At 70.3% G+C, this 15,610-nt stretch carries 19 protein-coding genes; 10 read left to right on the plus strand and 9 right to left on the minus strand.

Going from position 1 to position 15,610, the window contains the following annotated elements; all coding sequences use genetic code 11:
• The first annotated feature begins 71 nt into the window (after positions 1 to 71).
• Both ABZY45_RS12970 and ABZY45_RS12975 read left to right on the plus strand, forming a co-directional pair.
• Positions 72 to 263, plus strand: a complete 192-nt coding sequence (locus tag ABZY45_RS12970) for a hypothetical protein (RefSeq protein WP_356739197.1) — start codon at positions 72 to 74, stop codon at positions 261 to 263.
• Between the two features lie 255 nt (positions 264 to 518).
• Complete coding sequence (locus tag ABZY45_RS12975; RefSeq protein ID WP_356739199.1) at positions 519 to 1,043, plus strand: O-acetyl-ADP-ribose deacetylase; 525 nt, start codon at positions 519 to 521, stop codon at positions 1,041 to 1,043.
• 124 nt (positions 1,044 to 1,167) lie between these two features.
• Here the strand turns inward: ABZY45_RS12975 and ABZY45_RS12980 are convergent, their stop codons facing one another.
• The 4 genes from ABZY45_RS12980 to ABZY45_RS12995 form a co-directional block, all read right to left on the minus strand.
• Positions 1,168 to 1,683 (minus strand): putative immunity protein, encoded by a 516-nt coding sequence (locus tag ABZY45_RS12980; protein ID WP_356739200.1) that lies wholly within the window; start codon positions 1,681 to 1,683, stop codon positions 1,168 to 1,170.
• A gap of 97 nt (positions 1,684 to 1,780) precedes the next feature.
• Positions 1,781 to 2,377, minus strand: a complete 597-nt coding sequence (locus ABZY45_RS12985) for a hypothetical protein (RefSeq protein ID WP_356739202.1) — start codon at positions 2,375 to 2,377, stop codon at positions 1,781 to 1,783.
• Between the two features lie 169 nt (positions 2,378 to 2,546).
• Entirely contained in the window at positions 2,547 to 2,822 is a 276-nt protein-coding gene (locus tag ABZY45_RS12990; RefSeq protein ID WP_356739204.1) for a hypothetical protein, read from the minus strand.
• A 331-nt stretch (positions 2,823 to 3,153) separates the two neighbouring features.
• A complete protein-coding gene (locus ABZY45_RS12995) occupies positions 3,154 to 3,468 on the minus strand; it encodes a glycosyltransferase (protein WP_356739206.1) in 315 nt (104 codons plus the stop codon).
• Positions 3,469 to 3,826: 358 nt separating this feature from the next.
• Here ABZY45_RS12995 and ABZY45_RS13000 point away from each other — a divergent pair, with 358 nt between their 5' ends.
• The 5 genes from ABZY45_RS13000 (at position 3,827) to ABZY45_RS13020 (ending at position 7,307) form a co-directional block, all read left to right on the plus strand.
• Positions 3,827 to 4,321 (plus strand): hemerythrin domain-containing protein, encoded by a 495-nt coding sequence (locus ABZY45_RS13000; RefSeq protein ID WP_356739208.1) that lies wholly within the window; start codon positions 3,827 to 3,829, stop codon positions 4,319 to 4,321.
• A gap of 333 nt (positions 4,322 to 4,654) precedes the next feature.
• Positions 4,655 to 5,116 (plus strand): STAS domain-containing protein, encoded by a 462-nt coding sequence (locus ABZY45_RS13005; RefSeq protein ID WP_356739210.1) that lies wholly within the window; start codon positions 4,655 to 4,657, stop codon positions 5,114 to 5,116.
• A gap of 30 nt (positions 5,117 to 5,146) precedes the next feature.
• On the plus strand, positions 5,147 to 5,803 hold the full coding sequence (locus ABZY45_RS13010; protein ID WP_356739212.1) for a response regulator transcription factor: 657 nt from the start codon (positions 5,147 to 5,149) through the stop codon (positions 5,801 to 5,803).
• 47 nt (positions 5,804 to 5,850) lie between these two features.
• Positions 5,851 to 6,909 (plus strand): PAS domain S-box protein, encoded by a 1,059-nt coding sequence (locus ABZY45_RS13015; protein WP_356739214.1) that lies wholly within the window; start codon positions 5,851 to 5,853, stop codon positions 6,907 to 6,909.
• The gene (locus tag ABZY45_RS13020) at positions 6,906 to 7,307 is read left to right on the plus strand and encodes a response regulator transcription factor (RefSeq protein WP_356739216.1); all 402 of its coding nucleotides are present in this window, start codon (positions 6,906 to 6,908) and stop codon (positions 7,305 to 7,307) included. The genes ABZY45_RS13015 and ABZY45_RS13020 overlap by 4 nt, the downstream gene beginning before the upstream one ends.
• Before the next feature lie 44 nt (positions 7,308 to 7,351).
• Here ABZY45_RS13020 and ABZY45_RS13025 read toward each other — a convergent pair whose 3' ends face one another.
• A complete protein-coding gene (locus tag ABZY45_RS13025) occupies positions 7,352 to 8,311 on the minus strand; it encodes a sensor histidine kinase (RefSeq protein ID WP_356739218.1) in 960 nt (319 codons plus the stop codon).
• Positions 8,308 to 9,180, minus strand: coding sequence for an MEDS domain-containing protein (locus tag ABZY45_RS13030; RefSeq protein WP_356739220.1), 873 nt, complete (start codon positions 9,178 to 9,180; stop codon positions 8,308 to 8,310). The genes ABZY45_RS13025 and ABZY45_RS13030 overlap by 4 nt, the downstream gene beginning before the upstream one ends.
• Before the next feature lie 373 nt (positions 9,181 to 9,553).
• Here ABZY45_RS13030 and ABZY45_RS13035 point away from each other — a divergent pair, with 373 nt between their 5' ends.
• Positions 9,554 to 10,105, plus strand: coding sequence for a metallophosphoesterase (locus tag ABZY45_RS13035; RefSeq protein ID WP_356739222.1), 552 nt, complete (start codon positions 9,554 to 9,556; stop codon positions 10,103 to 10,105).
• Between the two features lie 153 nt (positions 10,106 to 10,258).
• Here the strand turns inward: ABZY45_RS13035 and ABZY45_RS13040 are convergent, their stop codons facing one another.
• From ABZY45_RS13040 to ABZY45_RS13050, 3 genes are all read right to left on the minus strand, one after another.
• A complete protein-coding gene (locus ABZY45_RS13040) occupies positions 10,259 to 11,587 on the minus strand; it encodes an APC family permease (protein ID WP_356739224.1) in 1,329 nt (442 codons plus the stop codon).
• A gap of 266 nt (positions 11,588 to 11,853) precedes the next feature.
• Positions 11,854 to 12,723, minus strand: a complete 870-nt coding sequence (locus ABZY45_RS13045) for a cytochrome c oxidase assembly protein (protein ID WP_356739226.1) — start codon at positions 12,721 to 12,723, stop codon at positions 11,854 to 11,856.
• Complete coding sequence (locus ABZY45_RS13050; protein WP_356739228.1) at positions 12,720 to 13,292, minus strand: DUF2243 domain-containing protein; 573 nt, start codon at positions 13,290 to 13,292, stop codon at positions 12,720 to 12,722. The genes ABZY45_RS13045 and ABZY45_RS13050 overlap by 4 nt, the downstream gene beginning before the upstream one ends.
• A gap of 301 nt (positions 13,293 to 13,593) precedes the next feature.
• Between ABZY45_RS13050 and ABZY45_RS13055 the strand changes: the two genes are divergently transcribed.
• Together ABZY45_RS13055 and ABZY45_RS13060 are read left to right on the plus strand one after the other, a co-directional pair.
• Positions 13,594 to 14,394 carry a M23 family metallopeptidase gene (locus tag ABZY45_RS13055; RefSeq protein WP_356739230.1) on the plus strand — a complete coding sequence of 267 codons (801 nt, stop codon included), beginning with the start codon at positions 13,594 to 13,596 and terminating at the stop codon, positions 14,392 to 14,394.
• A 187-nt stretch (positions 14,395 to 14,581) separates the two neighbouring features.
• The gene (locus tag ABZY45_RS13060) at positions 14,582 to 15,571 is read left to right on the plus strand and encodes a helix-turn-helix domain-containing protein (protein WP_356739232.1); all 990 of its coding nucleotides are present in this window, start codon (positions 14,582 to 14,584) and stop codon (positions 15,569 to 15,571) included.
• The last annotated feature ends 39 nt before the right edge of the window (positions 15,572 to 15,610 follow it).

Below are 15,610 nucleotides of genomic sequence, written 5' to 3' on the forward strand. Positions count from 1 at the left end.
CGACGCGGAAGGTGCGCCGGCGGGCATAGCTGCGGGTGCAGGGCGTTGGGCGGCCAGGAGAGAATGGGATCATGGTGATGTGTAAGAAGTGCGGTGCGTCAAAGCGCCGTTGGCCCGGTTCCTGCTCCCGGTGCCGCGCCCGGTCGGACCGCCCGGAGACGGCCGCGGACGCCGCCGAGCTGGCGGTGGAGACGGGGCTGCTCGGGTGGATCGGGCGAGGAATCATAGGAATGGTGCGGCTGCTGCTGCGCGCGATCGGCTGACCGGATCCACGCGGACCCGGTCCGCCCCCGCCCCCGCCGCCCCGGACTCGGCCTCACCTGACCTGGACCGACCTGCCCGGCCGGGGTGGGGCCGGGTGCGTGTCCACAATTGGGTTTGTGATCAGCGGCGTTGACGCCAAGGCGACGACGGTCTCGGGCGGCAGGGGGCGGGCGCCGTTGGTCGGCACCGGCTGGTGGCCCGCCCCTGGCCCGCACATGCCGTTGCCGGGCGGCCGGGGGAGGCAGGATGGTCCCATGACGACACCACTGACGATCACTCTCGTGCGCGGGGACATCACCGAGCAGCACGCTGACGTCCTGGTCAACGCGGCCAATTCCTCGCTCCTGGGCGGTGGCGGCGTGGACGGCGCGATCCACCGGCGTGGCGGACCGGAAATCCTCGCGGCCTGCCGAGAACTGAGAGCCTCGCACTACGGTAAAGGCCTGCCGACCGGGCAGGCGGTGGCGACGACGGCCGGTCGGCTGCACGCGGAACACGTCGTCCACACTGTGGGCCCGGTCTGGTCGCGTACGGAGGACCGTTCCGATTTGCTGGCCTCCTGCTACCGGGAGTCGTTGCGGGTGGCGTCGGAGCTGGGAGCCCGGACGGTTGCTTTCCCGGCGATCTCGACGGGCATCTACGGATGGCCTCTCGACGACGGAGCGCGGATCGCTGTGCGCACGGTCCGCAAGGCCGCGCTCCCCCCGGTCACCGAGGTCCGGTTCGTGCTCTTCGACGAGGAGGCGTACGCCCGCTTCGACGAGGCACTGAACTCGTAGGCGGCAACCGCGTCGCGTCCCGGCCCAGGCACGCGCCCACCCGGTTCCGGTCGCTCCCTCGCAGGGGCGAGCCTCCGGGCCCACGACGTCTCACCGGCGGGCCCGTACGCCGCGGTCCGGCGCGTCAGCAGTCGAACACCGACCAGCAGATGTCGTTCCGCAAGCGCTGGTCGTCAAGCACGAGCTCGCGAATCGCCTCCGGGAGCTGGTCACGCTGCCACTGGCACTCGAGTCGTCCCGCGGCCTCGCTCTCGCCCTGCGACGCGGCAGCGCGTGCGGCCTTGATCGCATAGGCCGCCGCACCGAGCTCGTGTGCGGCGACATGGGCGACAGCCCCGGCCTGTCCGGCGGCGTACGCCGCATGCCGTGGCGCGCCACGCAGATCTCGGGCCGCGCCCATTGCGTGACCGCCCGCCGCGCGGGCCTGCATCATCTTCACCTCGCCACGCACCCATGCACGCGCATGCTCGATCGCCTGGCGCGGCCGCGGGTCCTCGGGTTGAGCCGACTCGAAAAGGCCGAGGACGTGCTCCGCGCAAACTGCCGCCCAGAGGGCGAGGAGGTGGTGGTCCGAATCGGTGAGGGTCCCACCGCGGCGGATCGTCACGAAGCGAGGGTCTCTGACCGTCGGGAGGATCATGGTCGGCCTTCCTTCCTGCTGATGGCGGCACTCTCCTGCAAGTGCGCGACCCGGTAAGGGGATACACGCTCAGGAAGGAAGCGGCGAGCTGTGCACGTCATGGCGCCGACACGATGGTGGCAGGGCCGTGAACCTCCAGGATCACTGCGGTGCCGGCCACGGTTCGGTCCTCGTGCATGGTGATCTGCTGGCCGGGGCGGACATGCGTCCAGTGGGAGGGAGTGAGGGGCACCAGGCGAACCGCGGCTCGCCCGCCGGGCTCCAGAGCGGGCATGTTCTCGACCCAGAGCGCGGCGATGCTGACCGCAGGTCCACCGGTGGGGGAGAGGTGCCCGATGTCCCACATGGGCCGCAGAGCGCCCGCGCCGGAGATTGCCGTCGTACGTCGCGCCTCAGCGGCAGGACAGAGCGTCAGATCCGCCCGGATGACGCCGTTGCGGAGCTCGGAGCACCGCCAGTGACACCATGCCGCGCTCCGTTCGAGCCGGAGCTGCTCAGCCGCGTCGGCGAGTTCCTCCCAGAATGAGAGGGGGAGCGGGCCGCCGTCCCCGAGCTCCTCCAGCAGCCCCACGGCGATCTCCCACTCGTCGTGGACGAGGTGGTCCCAGATGTCTCGCACCGTGATGTCGTTCTCGGTGGCTGCCTCCTCCGGAACCAGCAGAAGGACTGATTCGAGCAGCTCAGGGACGTCCATGCGCTCATTGTCGACCACATGAACTCCCAGGCTGCGCATTCTTGGTCCCGCTCGATGACGCCCAGCCGGTTCGTGTACCAGTCATCCTGACATCACCGTGAGGTGCAAGGTTGCCCGGTACGTATCGGTATCGGCGTCGTCCTCGCCCCCACACCCGCCGATGTCCTGCTCAAGGGCTGCCGGGCGGCAAGAGCCCTCTGGTGAGCGAGAACGCAGATGCCGCAGTCGCCAGAAGAGCGTTGACCCGGCCGGGGACGCGGTCGATACGGGCCGGGTTCTCTTCCTGGACGGCTTCTGCCAGATCGTCCGCGTACTCCTGTGCCCGTCCGGCCTCCGCGGGCTCCGCGACGCGGGCGTCGGTTCGCAGGGCCTCGACCAAGTGCCTGTGGGAGACGTGTTGGGAGATCTCTGGAATGGCTGCCCTCACCGTGCCGAGTTCGCCCACCTCGAATCTCCGAGTGTGCGGGAAGCCGCGTACTTGGGCTTCGCGTTCATCGCGGCCACGGCGGGGTGGTTCATATCGGCGTACGGGCACGTGGCGGCGAAGACCTCGTACGTCCTGCGGTTCAGGAGCATGCCTTCGCCACCAGCCGTGCCCCGCTCATGAGCCGCTGCACCGCCTCGTCGACGTAGGGCGGGACCCAGTCGCCCGTGATCGAATGCATCGGCCCGGTCTGCTGGACACCATCGGAAGCCTGCTTTTCATCTCCAGCCGGCCCCGAGCCTGATGGCGGGGGCCGGACTTCGATGCTGCCCGCGTCTCCCCTGGTCCACCGTCAGACGCTGACAACCGCTTCGGCGCGCATCCAGCCTCGTCCGTCGGCTGCCGCATCCGTGGCGACCAGTACGTAGTCGTACTCGTTGTAGGACGCGCCCTCGCACGTCGATGCGCCGACGATGTCGCCGGCGTGCTTGGTCTTGACGACGACACTGTTCGGATTCGGATTCTCGTAGACGCCGGCGGTCGGCCACACGACCTTGTACTGGCAGCCGGCCTGGGCTGCGGCGCCGGCCATGGGGCCGGCGACGAGTGCGCCGGTGAGGGCGAGCGCGGTGGCCATGCCGAAAGTGACGAGACGGGTCATGCGCATGATCGGTGGGCTCCTCAAGGGCGGGGCGATGTGTCAGGCTCATGATGACAGGGATCTTGGGGAGCGCGCAGTTGCCGGTTTGGTGCTCAACGATCGCCTCCGACCCTGATCCCCGTCCTGCCCACGGCCGAACTGTTTCGAGGGTGGGTCGTTCCGGCGGCGGCGGCACCCGCACCGTCCTCTTCGCCTTCCGCTCGCTCGACGCCACGGTCGAGGCAGCGGCCGCAACCACGCCCAGGCCCTCATCGGCGCCCTGACCGACCCTCCCGCGGCGCCGTCGGCGCCCGCGTCGCCGCCTCCGCTTACCTGCCCCTCGCGGGGGTACCAGCGGAGCACTGTTCGAGGAGAGGAGCTTGTGATGTCCGAAGCGCGTGACGTGGTGGCCGCGATTCTCGAGGACCATCGCACCATGGAGGACTTGCTGCGACGGATGCGGAGTGTCGAGGAGGACCGTGAGGCGGCCCTGAGGGACTTCGCCGCACTCCTGATCGCCCACGGGGAGGCGGAGGAGACCGAGATCTACCCCGCCCTGAAGCGCTTCCGGAACGTGGACAGCGAGGCGGTCGAGCACGGAGAAGAGGAGCACCACGAGGGCAACGAGGCGTTGCTCGCCCTGATGGAGGTGGAAGAGGTCGGCTCGGACGAGTGGGACGAGAAGCTGGAGGAACTCGCGACGGCCGTCACGCACCACCTCGACGAGGAGGAGCGCACGATCCTCAACGGGGCCCGGGAGAACGTTCCGGAGGAGCGCCGGGCCGAACTCGGCGAGGTCTTTCTCCGCGACCGCAGGAAGCACCTGAAAGCCGACTGCGGGTCCATCGACAGCGTCCGCGCAGTCGTCCGGGCTCACTGACCGCTCAGCCCCACGGCACCCGTCCGGCATCCCGGACGGGTGCCGTGCCGATTCATGCCCGCCTCCCGGTGGTGCAGGACAGCGGTCCGCCCGTTGGGAGATACCGGGCTATTCGAAAGCGCGTCCGCGCAGCTACGCCGACCGTCGCCGCCCCTTCCGGTGGCACGCTTGACTTCCTCGCCTAGTGCGGATTCACTAGTCAACACTGGTGTCCTCGCGCTATGGGGTAGTGATGCGACGGCTGACGACAGGTGGCCTCTCCGCTTGCAGGGTTCGTGGGACCTTGCGGTGCAGGGACGCGCAGCACGTGAGCGAGGAAAGGTGCGGCTCGCTGTGACCGCCCATCCGTTCGCGTCGAATGTCATGGTTCTTTCGGGCGTCGCGCGAGTGACTCTCGTCGGCGAACTCGACCTGGACACCGCCCCTCAAGTCCGGGAAGCGGTAACGGCCGGTCTGGCGGAGCAGCCGGTGAGCCTTTGCCTGGATCTGACCGGTGTCTCCTTCTGTGACTGCGCCGGACTGAGCGCATTGCTCAGGGCGCGGGCGGCCGTGCTCCGGGCAGGTGTGGATCTCGTCGTGGAAGGGGTCGGCAGCCAGTTGGCACGACTGCTCTCCCTCATCGGAGCCGACCACGTCTTCACCGGAGGGAACGCGGTCACGAACTCGGAGCCGACTCGCGCTTCGGGGACGGCCGCGATCCGCTGTGACGCGGAACTCGCGGCGACCGCCGCCGACGAGGCCACCGCCGCCAAGAAGGCAACCGCCCAGGCGTCCTTCCGGGACCTTCTGGCATGATCATGCGGTCCGCCAGCTAAGGATGCACCAATGCCCTCACCGTCCCCGCACCGCCGACCGGTCAGGATCCTCTTGGTAGAGGACCATGACATGGTGGCCGAGGCGATCTGTCTCGCCCTTGAGCGCTCGCCCGACCTTCAGGTCGTGGCGCGTGCGGCTTCGGTGGCATCGGCGCTGGCCGACACGCGGCGCTGCGAGCCGGATGTCGTACTCATGGACCGGCGCCTGCCGGACGGTGACGGGGTGAACGCCATCGCCGACCTGCGCGCCCTCGTGCCGGACGTGCGAGTGCTGATCCTCGCTGCCGAGGGCAGCGGGTCGGTGGCCGCCCGCGTCGCGGAGACCGGGGGAGCCGGACTGCTCCTGAAGGCGCGCGGTCTGAGAGAACTCGAGGATTCCGTACGCAGGGTGGCGGCGGGCGAGACGGTGTTCAGCCAGGACGTGCTCGGTGACGTGCTGGGACGGCTGACCGGCCGTGCGCCGGGGGTCGGTGCGAACCTGACTCCGCGCGAGCGGGAAGCGCTTGGGCTCCTGGGGGAGGGACGGACCACCGCGGAGATCAGTGAGGAGCTGGGGGTCGCCCTGAACACTGGGCGCAACCACGTGCAGCGCGTACTGGAGAAGCTGGGGGCGCGCTCCCAACTGGAAGCCGTGACGATCGCGCGACGTGAAGGGCTCCTCGAGTGACCCGGGAACCACGCCCGCAGAAGTGGGCGCGCAAGCAGGCTGCTCCCTTGTCGGAAACGGCCTTCACGCTGCTGGTTCAGGGCGTGCTGGACTACGGCATCTTCATGCTCGACCCGCAGGGCTACATCATCAGCTGGAACGCGGGGGCCGAACGGATCAAGGGTTACGGGGCCGCGGACATCCTCGGCCAGCACTTCTCGGTCTTCTACCCGCCCGAGGACCAGTTGTCGGGCAAGCCGCAGTGGGAGCTGGAAACCGCAGTGGCCGACGGGAGGCTGGAGGACGAGGGCTGGCGCGTCCGCCAGGACGGCTCCCGGTTCTGGGCGAACGTGGTCATCACCGCTCTGTGGGACGAGAAAGGCGTACTGCAGGGGTTCGGCAAGGTCACCCGCGACATGTCCGAGCGACGAGCGGCGCAACAGGCTCTCAGCGAGCGGCGGCGGCTGTTCGATCACCTGGTCCAGGCGCAGGAGACGGAACGGCGCCGTATCGCGTGGGACGTCCACGACGACTCAATCCAGGCCATGGTCGCCGTGGCGATGCGGCTGGAACTACTGGCGGAACGGGTGCCGGAGGCCCACGCCGCGGAACTTCAGCGTCTCGACACGACGGTGCGTGAAGCGATCGGGCGCCTCCGGAGTCTGACCTTCCGGCTGCATCCGCCCGGGATCGACAGGCATGGCCTGATCGAAGGGCTCACCAGCCATCTGGAGGATGTCGTGCGCTCCTCCTGGGGGATGACCTATACGTTCGATCACCAGCTGGACCGTACGCCCACGCCCGAGACGGCCATCACCATCTTCCGAATCGTTCAGGAAGCATTGCTCAACGTGCACAAACACGCGCGTGCGAGCAGGGTCGACGTCCGCGTCAAGTCCGGCGACGGCGGCATCCTGACCCACGTCGTCGACGACGGAACCGGCGAACCGATGTCCATGGACGGCACCCGCGAGCACTTCGGGGTCATCGAGATGCGGGAGAGAGCCGAGACGGCCGGCGGGTGGTGGTCCATGCACAGCCGCCCCGGAACGGGGACGAGCGTCGAGTTCTGGGTGCCCAACCCGCTGCCGCTTCCGAGTTCGGAGCCGAGGGACGGTGCCCCGTGACCGCAGCGGCATCGGACCGCTCTCCCGGCGCACCGTTCAGCGTGCTGCTCTGTGACGACAACGTGCTGCTCCTGGAGACCCTGAGCGAGGTTATCGGGGCTCAGCCCGACATGGAGGTCGTGGCCACCGCGTGCGACGGTGAGGAGGCGCTCCGCCTCGCCGGACGTCATCGCCCGGACCTCGTCGTCCTGGACGTCCGTTTCCCGGGGGACGGCCCCTCCGTCGCCAGGGACATGGCGCGGTGCTCACCGGGCAGCCGCATCGTGGCGTTCTCCGCGTACGACGACAAAGGATCGGTCGGACGGATGACTAGCGCAGGGGTCTCCGAGTACGTACTCAAAGGTACGAGCAATCGGGAACTCCTCGCGGCTCTGCGCCGGTTGGCGGAACGCCCGTGACAGCGCCAGGGTGGGTGGGCTCCGCCGCGGAGAACGCCCCCGGCTCAGTCCAGTCCCATGTGGAGACGCAGGACGAGCCCCTGCGCCACCGTGCGGAACTCGACCAGATCGCACACCTGATGCATGATCCACACACCTCGGCCGCCGGTGGCCGCCCGAGGGTCGGGCCGGCGGCGGCCCGTGAGGGGATCGGCCAGAAGCCCCTGGTCGCGGATCTCCGCGACCAGCTCACCGTCGGCACACCACAGGCGCATAGTCCCGCGGCCTCCTCCGTGACGCACCGAGTTGCTGGTCGCCTCACCGATGGCGAGGAGCCAGTCCGTGCGGCGGACCGGCGGCAGACCGGCGGCGGCCGCCCAGCGGTCGGCCTCGTCACGCACGAAGGCCAGGGCCTGCTCGCCGAACGGGATGACGACCGCATCCGATGGCTCGGGCAGCGGGGTGTCGCAGTCGCGAGAGACCTCATGGGGATCCGTGTAGCGGGAGCTGGCGCGATACGCCCCCGGGGCTCCGACCACCGGGTGGGTGCGGTGAGCCTGTGCCAGCACGTCCTCGGGCAAGGCCGTGTCGTAGGGACAGAGGATGCTGACCGGGCGTCCGGTGAAGGCCAGGTTGATGAGCGCTTCGTGGCGCGTCGCCTCCCACGCCTCCGCCGCCGTACGCCCGACCCAGATCGGCTCTCCGACTATCGAGGACTGTGAGCCCGCGGCCGCGGCACGGTCGGCGAACTCCTGGAGCATCGACAGGATGCGGCCCGGGTTGCGCCCCGCCTGACGCATGTCCACCCACGTGACGTGACTGCGGTTGCCCTCGACGAAGTCCTGCAGCAGCGGAAGGGTCGGGCCGGGCACGGCCACCAGCACGGAATGCTCTTGCTCCAAGGCGTCCTGGACGAACGTCCCGACACCGTCGAGGTACTCGTCCTCGGTGCCGTAGAAAAGAGCCGGGTGGTAAAAGGCGGCCTGCCGGCCGGGGACGGCCGAGGTCGGCTCGTGCGTTGTCATCGGTCCACGACCTCCACCACGGAGTCGAGCTCCGGGAACAGTTGCAGTAGTCGCCTCAGGGGCGAAGGGGCCTGCCGGACCTTGAGCGGCGCGCCACCCCGCCGCCCGGCCGCGGCGTAGGCCAGCGTGGCCAGCGACGCCGCGTCGAGGTGACGCAGCGCCGCGAGGTCCAGCTCCATCCGGGGGGCCGCGCCTGAGAGGACGGCCGCCGCGGCGGCGACCGCTTCCCGTGTGTCGTAACCCGCCGACCCGGACATCAGCAGCCCGGGCCGGTCTGTCAGTGGCGCCACCCGCAGGGCCGGTACGCCGTACGGTTCACCTCTGTGCGTCAGGTGGGCGCCGGCCAGGACATTCGCGTACTCGGAGGACATCAGGCGGCGGTCGTAGAAGCACCACGCCGTCAGCGGCAGATGTGCGAAGACCTCCTCGTGTATGCGCAGCTCGTACTCCAGCAGCCTGTCGGCGCCGGCGATGTCCCTCGCTCCCCAGGACATCTCTCCGACCACCCGCACTCCTCGGTAACCCGAGGCACGGGCCGCTTCCGCCGTGTCGAACCACAGTCCGATCATCGCGTCCGGGTCGAAGGTGGCACCGGCCAGGTACGTCCGCGCGGCGACCGACACGGACAACTGCCCTCGCGCCGCGGCGCCCGCCCCGTCGATGCCCGCGTCGGCAAGCGCGCGCAGCACCCGTTCCGGGGAAGTGGTGTCCGCGAAGTAGTGGACGTGCTCGCCCTTTTCCAGCCCGTCGTGCACGAAGGCGCAGAGGTGCTCCGCCCACTGCTCGTCGTCGGAGAAGACCACGCTGGAGTGACGCCCCTCCTGCGACTCCGGCCCAGGGTGCGCCGCACCCCTTCCCGCCACCGGCACGCTGTGCCCCCCTTGCCGTCCGATGTCCCCTCCCGAACATGGAAACACGCTTTCCTCCGCGAAATCTCTACACCGGGTCGGCGGGTCCGCTGGAGAAGCGCGGTGTGAGCGTGGAGTGTCGCACGAACCGGCGCGTCGCGGAGGGCTTGGTCATGGAAGGACAGTGTCTCAGGACGCCTCATCCAGCCTTTGCCGGGGCCGGTCCTCGGCTGAAGTCCTGGAGAGATCCCGCCGTCACAGGCCGTGGTGCTTTCGCCGGAGACGCGAGGCCGCAGGCTGTCATTGCTCCGCCGCCACGCTGGTGTGGGCCCCTTGCCGGGTCAAGGCCCTCCCCGCCGGTGGACCGGGCGAGGACGAGGAGAAGAAGGAGCCGATGGACGAGGACAAGCCGATGGACGAGGCCACGATCGCGAAGGACGCTCCTGTACGGCTGCTGCTGCTTTCGGACACCCATGTGCCCCTGCGCGCCAGGCGGCTCCCGGACGAAGTGCTGCGCGAGACGGAACGGGCGGACGTCGTGGTCCACGCCGGGGACTGGGTCGAGGCGGCCACCCTGGACCTGCTGGAGGGACGGGCGCGACGCCTGATCGGGGTGTACGGCAACAACGACGGCCCGGATCTGCGGGCCCGGCTGCCGGAGGTGGCCCGCGTCCGGCTCGGGGGCCTGTGGTGGGGCGTCGTCCACGAGACAGGGCCCGCCCGCGGCCGGGAGGCGCGCTGCGCCGAGCTGTACCCGGACCTGGACGTCCTCGTCTTCGGCCACAGCCACATCCCCTGGGACACCGAGGCTCCGGGTGGGCTGCGCCTGCTGAACCCCGGGTCGCCGACGGACCGCAGGCGGCAGCCGTACTGCACGTACATGACGTGCACGCTGGCGGACGGGGCCCTCTGCGAGGTCGTCCTGCACCGCCTGCCGAGGCGCTGAGCCCGCCCGCCGAGGCCGCACTGCTCGACGGCGGGAGCCCGGTCATCACAGCCGCTGGTGAACCGGACCTGCCCCGGGCGATCCGCTGATGACGTCACCCGCGCCCTCCTCCCGCCCGCCGGCCCGCAGGGGCCGCCGCAGACCGGACCGGGTTCAACCCTGGCCGCGCCGTGACCGTGCCGCGGCGATGACGCCGAGCGCCGCGCCGACAGCCAGTACGAGGAGCCCTCTCAGCCAGACCTCCTGCTCGATACGCGTGGCCAGCGCGACGCAGGACACAGCTCCGAGTACGGGTACGGCCGTCGGTGCCCGGAAGTGCTCGCGAGGGGCGGGATCGCGACGCAGCACCAGGAGCGCGGTGTTGACGAGGAAGAAGACCACGAGGAGAAGCAGGACCAGAGTGGAGGCCAGTGTGGAGACATCCCCGGTCAGCGCCAGGAGCAGCGCGAGGCCGGTGGTTGCGGCGATCGCGGCCCAGGGGGTGCGCCGACGGGGCAGCACCTTCGTCAGGAAGCTGGGCAGGAGACCGTCCCGCGCCATGCCGTAGGCCAGGCGTGAGGACATGATGCCCGTCAGCAGTGCCCCGTTCGCGACGGCCACCAGGGCGATGGCACTGAAGAGTTCCGTAGGCACCCCGCCGGCGGCCCGGACGACCTCGAGGAGCGGCCCGCTCGACCCGGCGAGCCTTTCGGTCGGCACGGCCGCCGCGGCTGCGGCTCCGACCAAGGCGTACACCGCGCCCGCCGTGATGAGAGCGCCGAACAGTGCCCTTGGATATGAGCGGCGGGGGTCACGGGTTTCCTCGGCCACGTTGACGGAGGTCTCGAACCCCACGAAGGAGTAGTAGGCGAGCACCGCTCCGCTCAGGAGGGCTGCTACGGGCCCCTCGCTCGCGGTACCCAACTCCGTCAGCCTTCCCGCGTCGCCGTCGCCGCGCAACACGATCCAGGCTCCGAGTCCGATCACGAGCAGCAGCCCGCTGACCTCGACGATCGTGGCGACGACATTGGCCCGGGTCGACTCGCTGATCCCTCGGGCGTTCAGTAGCGCCAGCGCGACCAGGAAGACGATCGTCACGAGCACGAGGGGAAGAGAGACGAACTCGGACAGGTAGTCGCCGCCGAATCCGCGGGCCAGGGCGGCCACCGACACGACTCCGGCGGCGAGCATGCAGAAGCCGGCGAAGAACCCGACGAACGGCCCGTAGGCCAAGGTGGCGTAATGCGAGGCACCGCCCGCGCGCGGATATTTGGTGACCAGTTCCGCGTAGGAGGCCGCTGTCAGCAGGGCCAGAGTCAACGCCGCGAGCAGGGGCGCCCACACGGCGCCGCCCGATTTCGCGGCGACCTGACCCACCAGGACGTACACCCCCGCACCGAGGACGTCGCCGAGGATGAAGAAGTAGAGCAGCGGGGTGGTCAGGGACTTCTTGAGCGTGGCCGGCGCCTGCGATGCCGGGAGCGTTGCGGGGGGAGTTTTCACGTCGTCCCGTATACCCGGCCCAGCGCTGTCGAGACAGCGGACACCCCGGATGCCCGCGGGAGTGGGTGAGTCCGTACGGGCAGGATTCTGCGCGACAGCACGCGGAGCCCGGACCACAGCAGAGGGCGGTTCTGCGCCGGGCGGGTGCGGACGCCGGCCGCACCCGCGCTTCTGGACCCTGCCCTCCCCAGTGCCTGCCGCGTGCGCGATGCCGATCGAGGACAGCTGGGGTTCGGATGCACGCGGCGGTCGTCCTGCTCGTGGGGTTATGTCCCATCGACGGCAGCGAAAGGCGTGCGCGGCTTACGCCACCGCGGGCCGCGCCTCCCGTCGGCGCCGCCGCCGCGGGGCCCGGCGGGCTGGGGGCGCCAGGTCGCCACCAGGGCGGCGGCCAGGAGCAGCTCGGCGATGTCGCCTCCGTAGTACATGATCTGAGCGCCGCCCTGGACCTGGTCGACGGGGGCGTGGATGTCGATGCCGAAGCCGCCGTACATGAGCTGCGAGATCACCGCGTGCGCGACCACGGCCACGCCCAGCACCACCAGCCGCACCGGCACACCCGGCCGGGCCGGGGCCGGGTCGGGTCCGGCGATGACGTAGGCGAACACACACCCGGCGAGCAGGAAGTGGGCGTGCAGCAGCCAGTGCAGCCAGGTGTTCGCCGACATCGTGTTGTAGAGCGGCGTGAAGTACAGCAGCCCCAGCGTGCCGACACCGAGCACAAGAGCGCTGACCGGATGGGCCGGCACGTGCATCGGCCGGCTCCGGACCAGGCCGATCAGGCGCCGCCCCGTCTCAGGGCGCAGGTTCCGCAGCAGCAGCGTGACCGGTGCTCCCAGCACCAGCCCCAGCGGTGCGTACATGCCGATCAGCAGGTGCTGGAGCATGTGGCCGCGGAAGTCGCCGTGCGCCCACGGCGCGACAGGGGGCAGCAGCCCGGCCGCCAGCAGCGCACACCCGGCCAGGAACCATCCGGTGCGCCACCGGCTCCACCCGGCCTGGGGGTTGCGCCGGCGCGCGCGCCACGCCAGCAGCACGTAGGCGCCCGCCAACAGCCCGACGAACACCGCCGGCGGCAGAACGTCCAGTGGCAGACCGCCGGTCTCCTGGTGGTGATGTGCGGGGTTGTCCGTCATGCCTGCCGCGCCACCCGTACCGGCCCGCCGCTCTCCGGGTCGAAGGGCCTCGCCCGGTGCTGCACCAGCCAGCCCACCGCGGCCAGGATGGCGCCCAGCAGCAGGAAGCCCAGGTCCCACCAGATCTGCTGGTCACCGGCGTAGACGTGGTGGATCCCCAGGATGTGATGGTCGAGGACGCCCTCGACGAGGTTGAACAGACCCCAGCCGACCAAAATCCAGCCCCACAACGCCGGGGACGTCCACACGCGGCGCCGCCGGTGCGTCACCCGCGCGTACAGGATCGCCAAACCGGCGAGTACCGCCACCCAGCAGATCGCGTGGAAGATCCCGTCCCACACCGTGTTCATCTCCAGACCGGACACGGTGTTCGCCGGGTAGTACTTCACTCCGATCCGGTCGTCGTTGGTGCTGGTCAGCATGTGATGCCACTGCAGCAGCTGATGCAACAGGATCCCGTCCACGAAGCCACCCAGACCCACACCGAGGATGATCCCCGGCAACCGCAGACTCCGAGGCCGTTCACCCGCCGTCGCGCCCTGATGCCTGTCATTCGCACTGCTCGACATTGCCCTGCCCTCCACTGGACCGGCGACCGGATGCCCGGGCGAGTACCCAGGTGTCAGCCCTTCCAGCACAGCAGCACCGGCTCACCTGCGCGGCCTGCGGGGGTGCAAACGGCGCCATGGGCGTCCGCCTGCTGGACCACGCTGCCCGCCCTCACTGACGCGGGAGGCGCAAGCATTTCGTCCCTGCTCGAAGGAGCCCGGCGCACGCTTGTCAGCGGTAGGTGCCCCCGCTACGTTTCCGGCAGCTCACCGGGCCTCGACCCGGCTCCGTCCGGGCCGCCTACCCTACCTAGGAGCATTCGTGAGGTTCCTCAGACGCCTTCCAGTCCTGTTCGTCGCCGCCTTGACGGCCCTCGCCGGCTTGTCGGTCGCCCCGGCCCAGGCAGGGGAGGCCGGTACGACGGCCGCACCCGCGTTCAAGGCGCCCTACCCCTGCGGCCAGCGCTGGACGTACAGCCACCACTCGGCCGAAGTGCGCCGGGCACTGGACTTCGTGCGCTCCGACGGCGGTGCGACGGCAGGCACCCCGGTGCTCGCCTCTGCGGCCGGCACGGCGACCCGTTACTCGCAGCCGAGCGGTGCCGGAAACTACGTGGCCATCGACCACGGCGGCGGCTGGAAGACGTACTACTTCCACCTCTCCGCCTACTCCGTCCCCAGCGGCGCGTTCGTCGCGCAGGGGCAGCAGATCGGTGTCACCGGCAGCACGGGCAACTCCTCCGGGGCACACATCCACTACGAGCAACTGCTCAACGGGGTGGGCCAGAACATCGTCATCAACGGCGCGGCCCTCTCCTACCCCGGCAGCTACAACCAGGCGTATCTGACGAGCGACAACGGCTGCGGCGGTGCCGGCCTCCCCTTCAACACGTGGGGCAGCGGGGTGAACGTCCGGTCGGACGCCCGCGTCAGCGCGCCCGTCGTCACCACCCTCGCCGGTCCGACGGCTGTGCGCGTGCTGTGCCAGAAGCAGGGCGACACCGTCAACGCCGAGGGATACAGCAACAACTGGTGGAGCAAGCTGCGTGACCAGAACGGCTTCATCAGCAACATCTACATCGATCATCCGGACGCGAAGCTGCCAGGCGTCCCGCTCTGCTGAGCCACCGCGGTTGCTCGTAGGGGGTCCGGCCGGCGCACGGTTCCGGCCGGGCTCCCGTACGTGGCGGCCGAGCCGGCGCCCGGCTGCACCGACTGTCTGGCATGCATGCGTCATTTCAGTGATGCGCGTAGAGTTCCCTGGACGGCGCCACCGGCGTCCGTGACCACCGGGGGTGCGCGTGCTACGGGTGGACTTCACGAGCCAGGAACTGGCCCGTTTACGCGTCGCGTCCGGCGTGGACCCGCTCTGGGAGACCGCGCTGAGTCTGCACCTCCTGCAGAACCGTCAAGCGCCGCTCACCTTCGGGGCATGGCGCCGGGAGGTGGTCTCGGCCCTGCGGCGGTCCGGCCTCGTCCCGGTGACACGCGCGCTGACGCGACTGTGCCCGGACGGCTCCTACTTCCCGGACTTCCTCACGCCCGGCCGCGGGGACACGGACCTGGAGACCGGGCTCGACCGGCTGCTCTCCACACCTCGACGCCGCCTCCGCGCCGAGATCCTACGGCTCCACGCGCACAGGACAGGCCCTGTCCCGCCCGGCCTGCGCACCCTGGCCGACGGATGCCCCGAAGCGCTGCACCGCCTGGGAACGGCCCTGCGCGCCTACCATCAGGTCGCCGTCGAGCCCTACCTCACCGCGATGCGCGCGCAGGCGGCAGCCGACCGGACCGTACGCGCCCAAGCCGTCCTGAGTCACGGCGCCGAGGGCCTGCTCACCGGGTACGACCAACTTCCCGGGTGGCGCTACCGAGAGGGGAGGCTGCGCGCCCCGTATCCGGTCGAGCGTGAACTGAGCCTGCGGGGCAGGACGCTCACCCTTGTGCCGGCCTTCTTCTGCGTACGCGCCCCGCTCGCCCTCGTCGACGAGGAACTGCCGCCGGTCCTGGTCCACCCCCTCTCGCCCGTACCCGGCTGGCTCGAACGCAGCCGCTCCCGCGGGGACGCCCCGGTGGCACAGCTCATCGGCGCCTCCCGCGCCGAACTCCTCCGGCTGCTGGACCGGCCGATGACCACGATGGACATCGCCGCGGCGCTGTGCCTCGCGCCGTCGACGGCCAGTCGGCACGCCACCGTGCTTCGTGAGGCGGGGCTGCTGCTCTCCCAGCGCCAGGGCGTGCGGGTGCTCCACCATCGGACGGGACTCGGCCGGGCGGTACTGGAAGGCGTCCTGAAGTGAGCGATGTGCGGGCGGGGGGGAGCCGGTGCGGGGGAGGGG

This window comes from Streptomyces sp. NPDC006516, from assembly GCF_040611875.1.
In the GTDB taxonomy this organism is placed as follows: domain Bacteria; phylum Actinomycetota; class Actinomycetes; order Streptomycetales; family Streptomycetaceae; genus Streptomyces.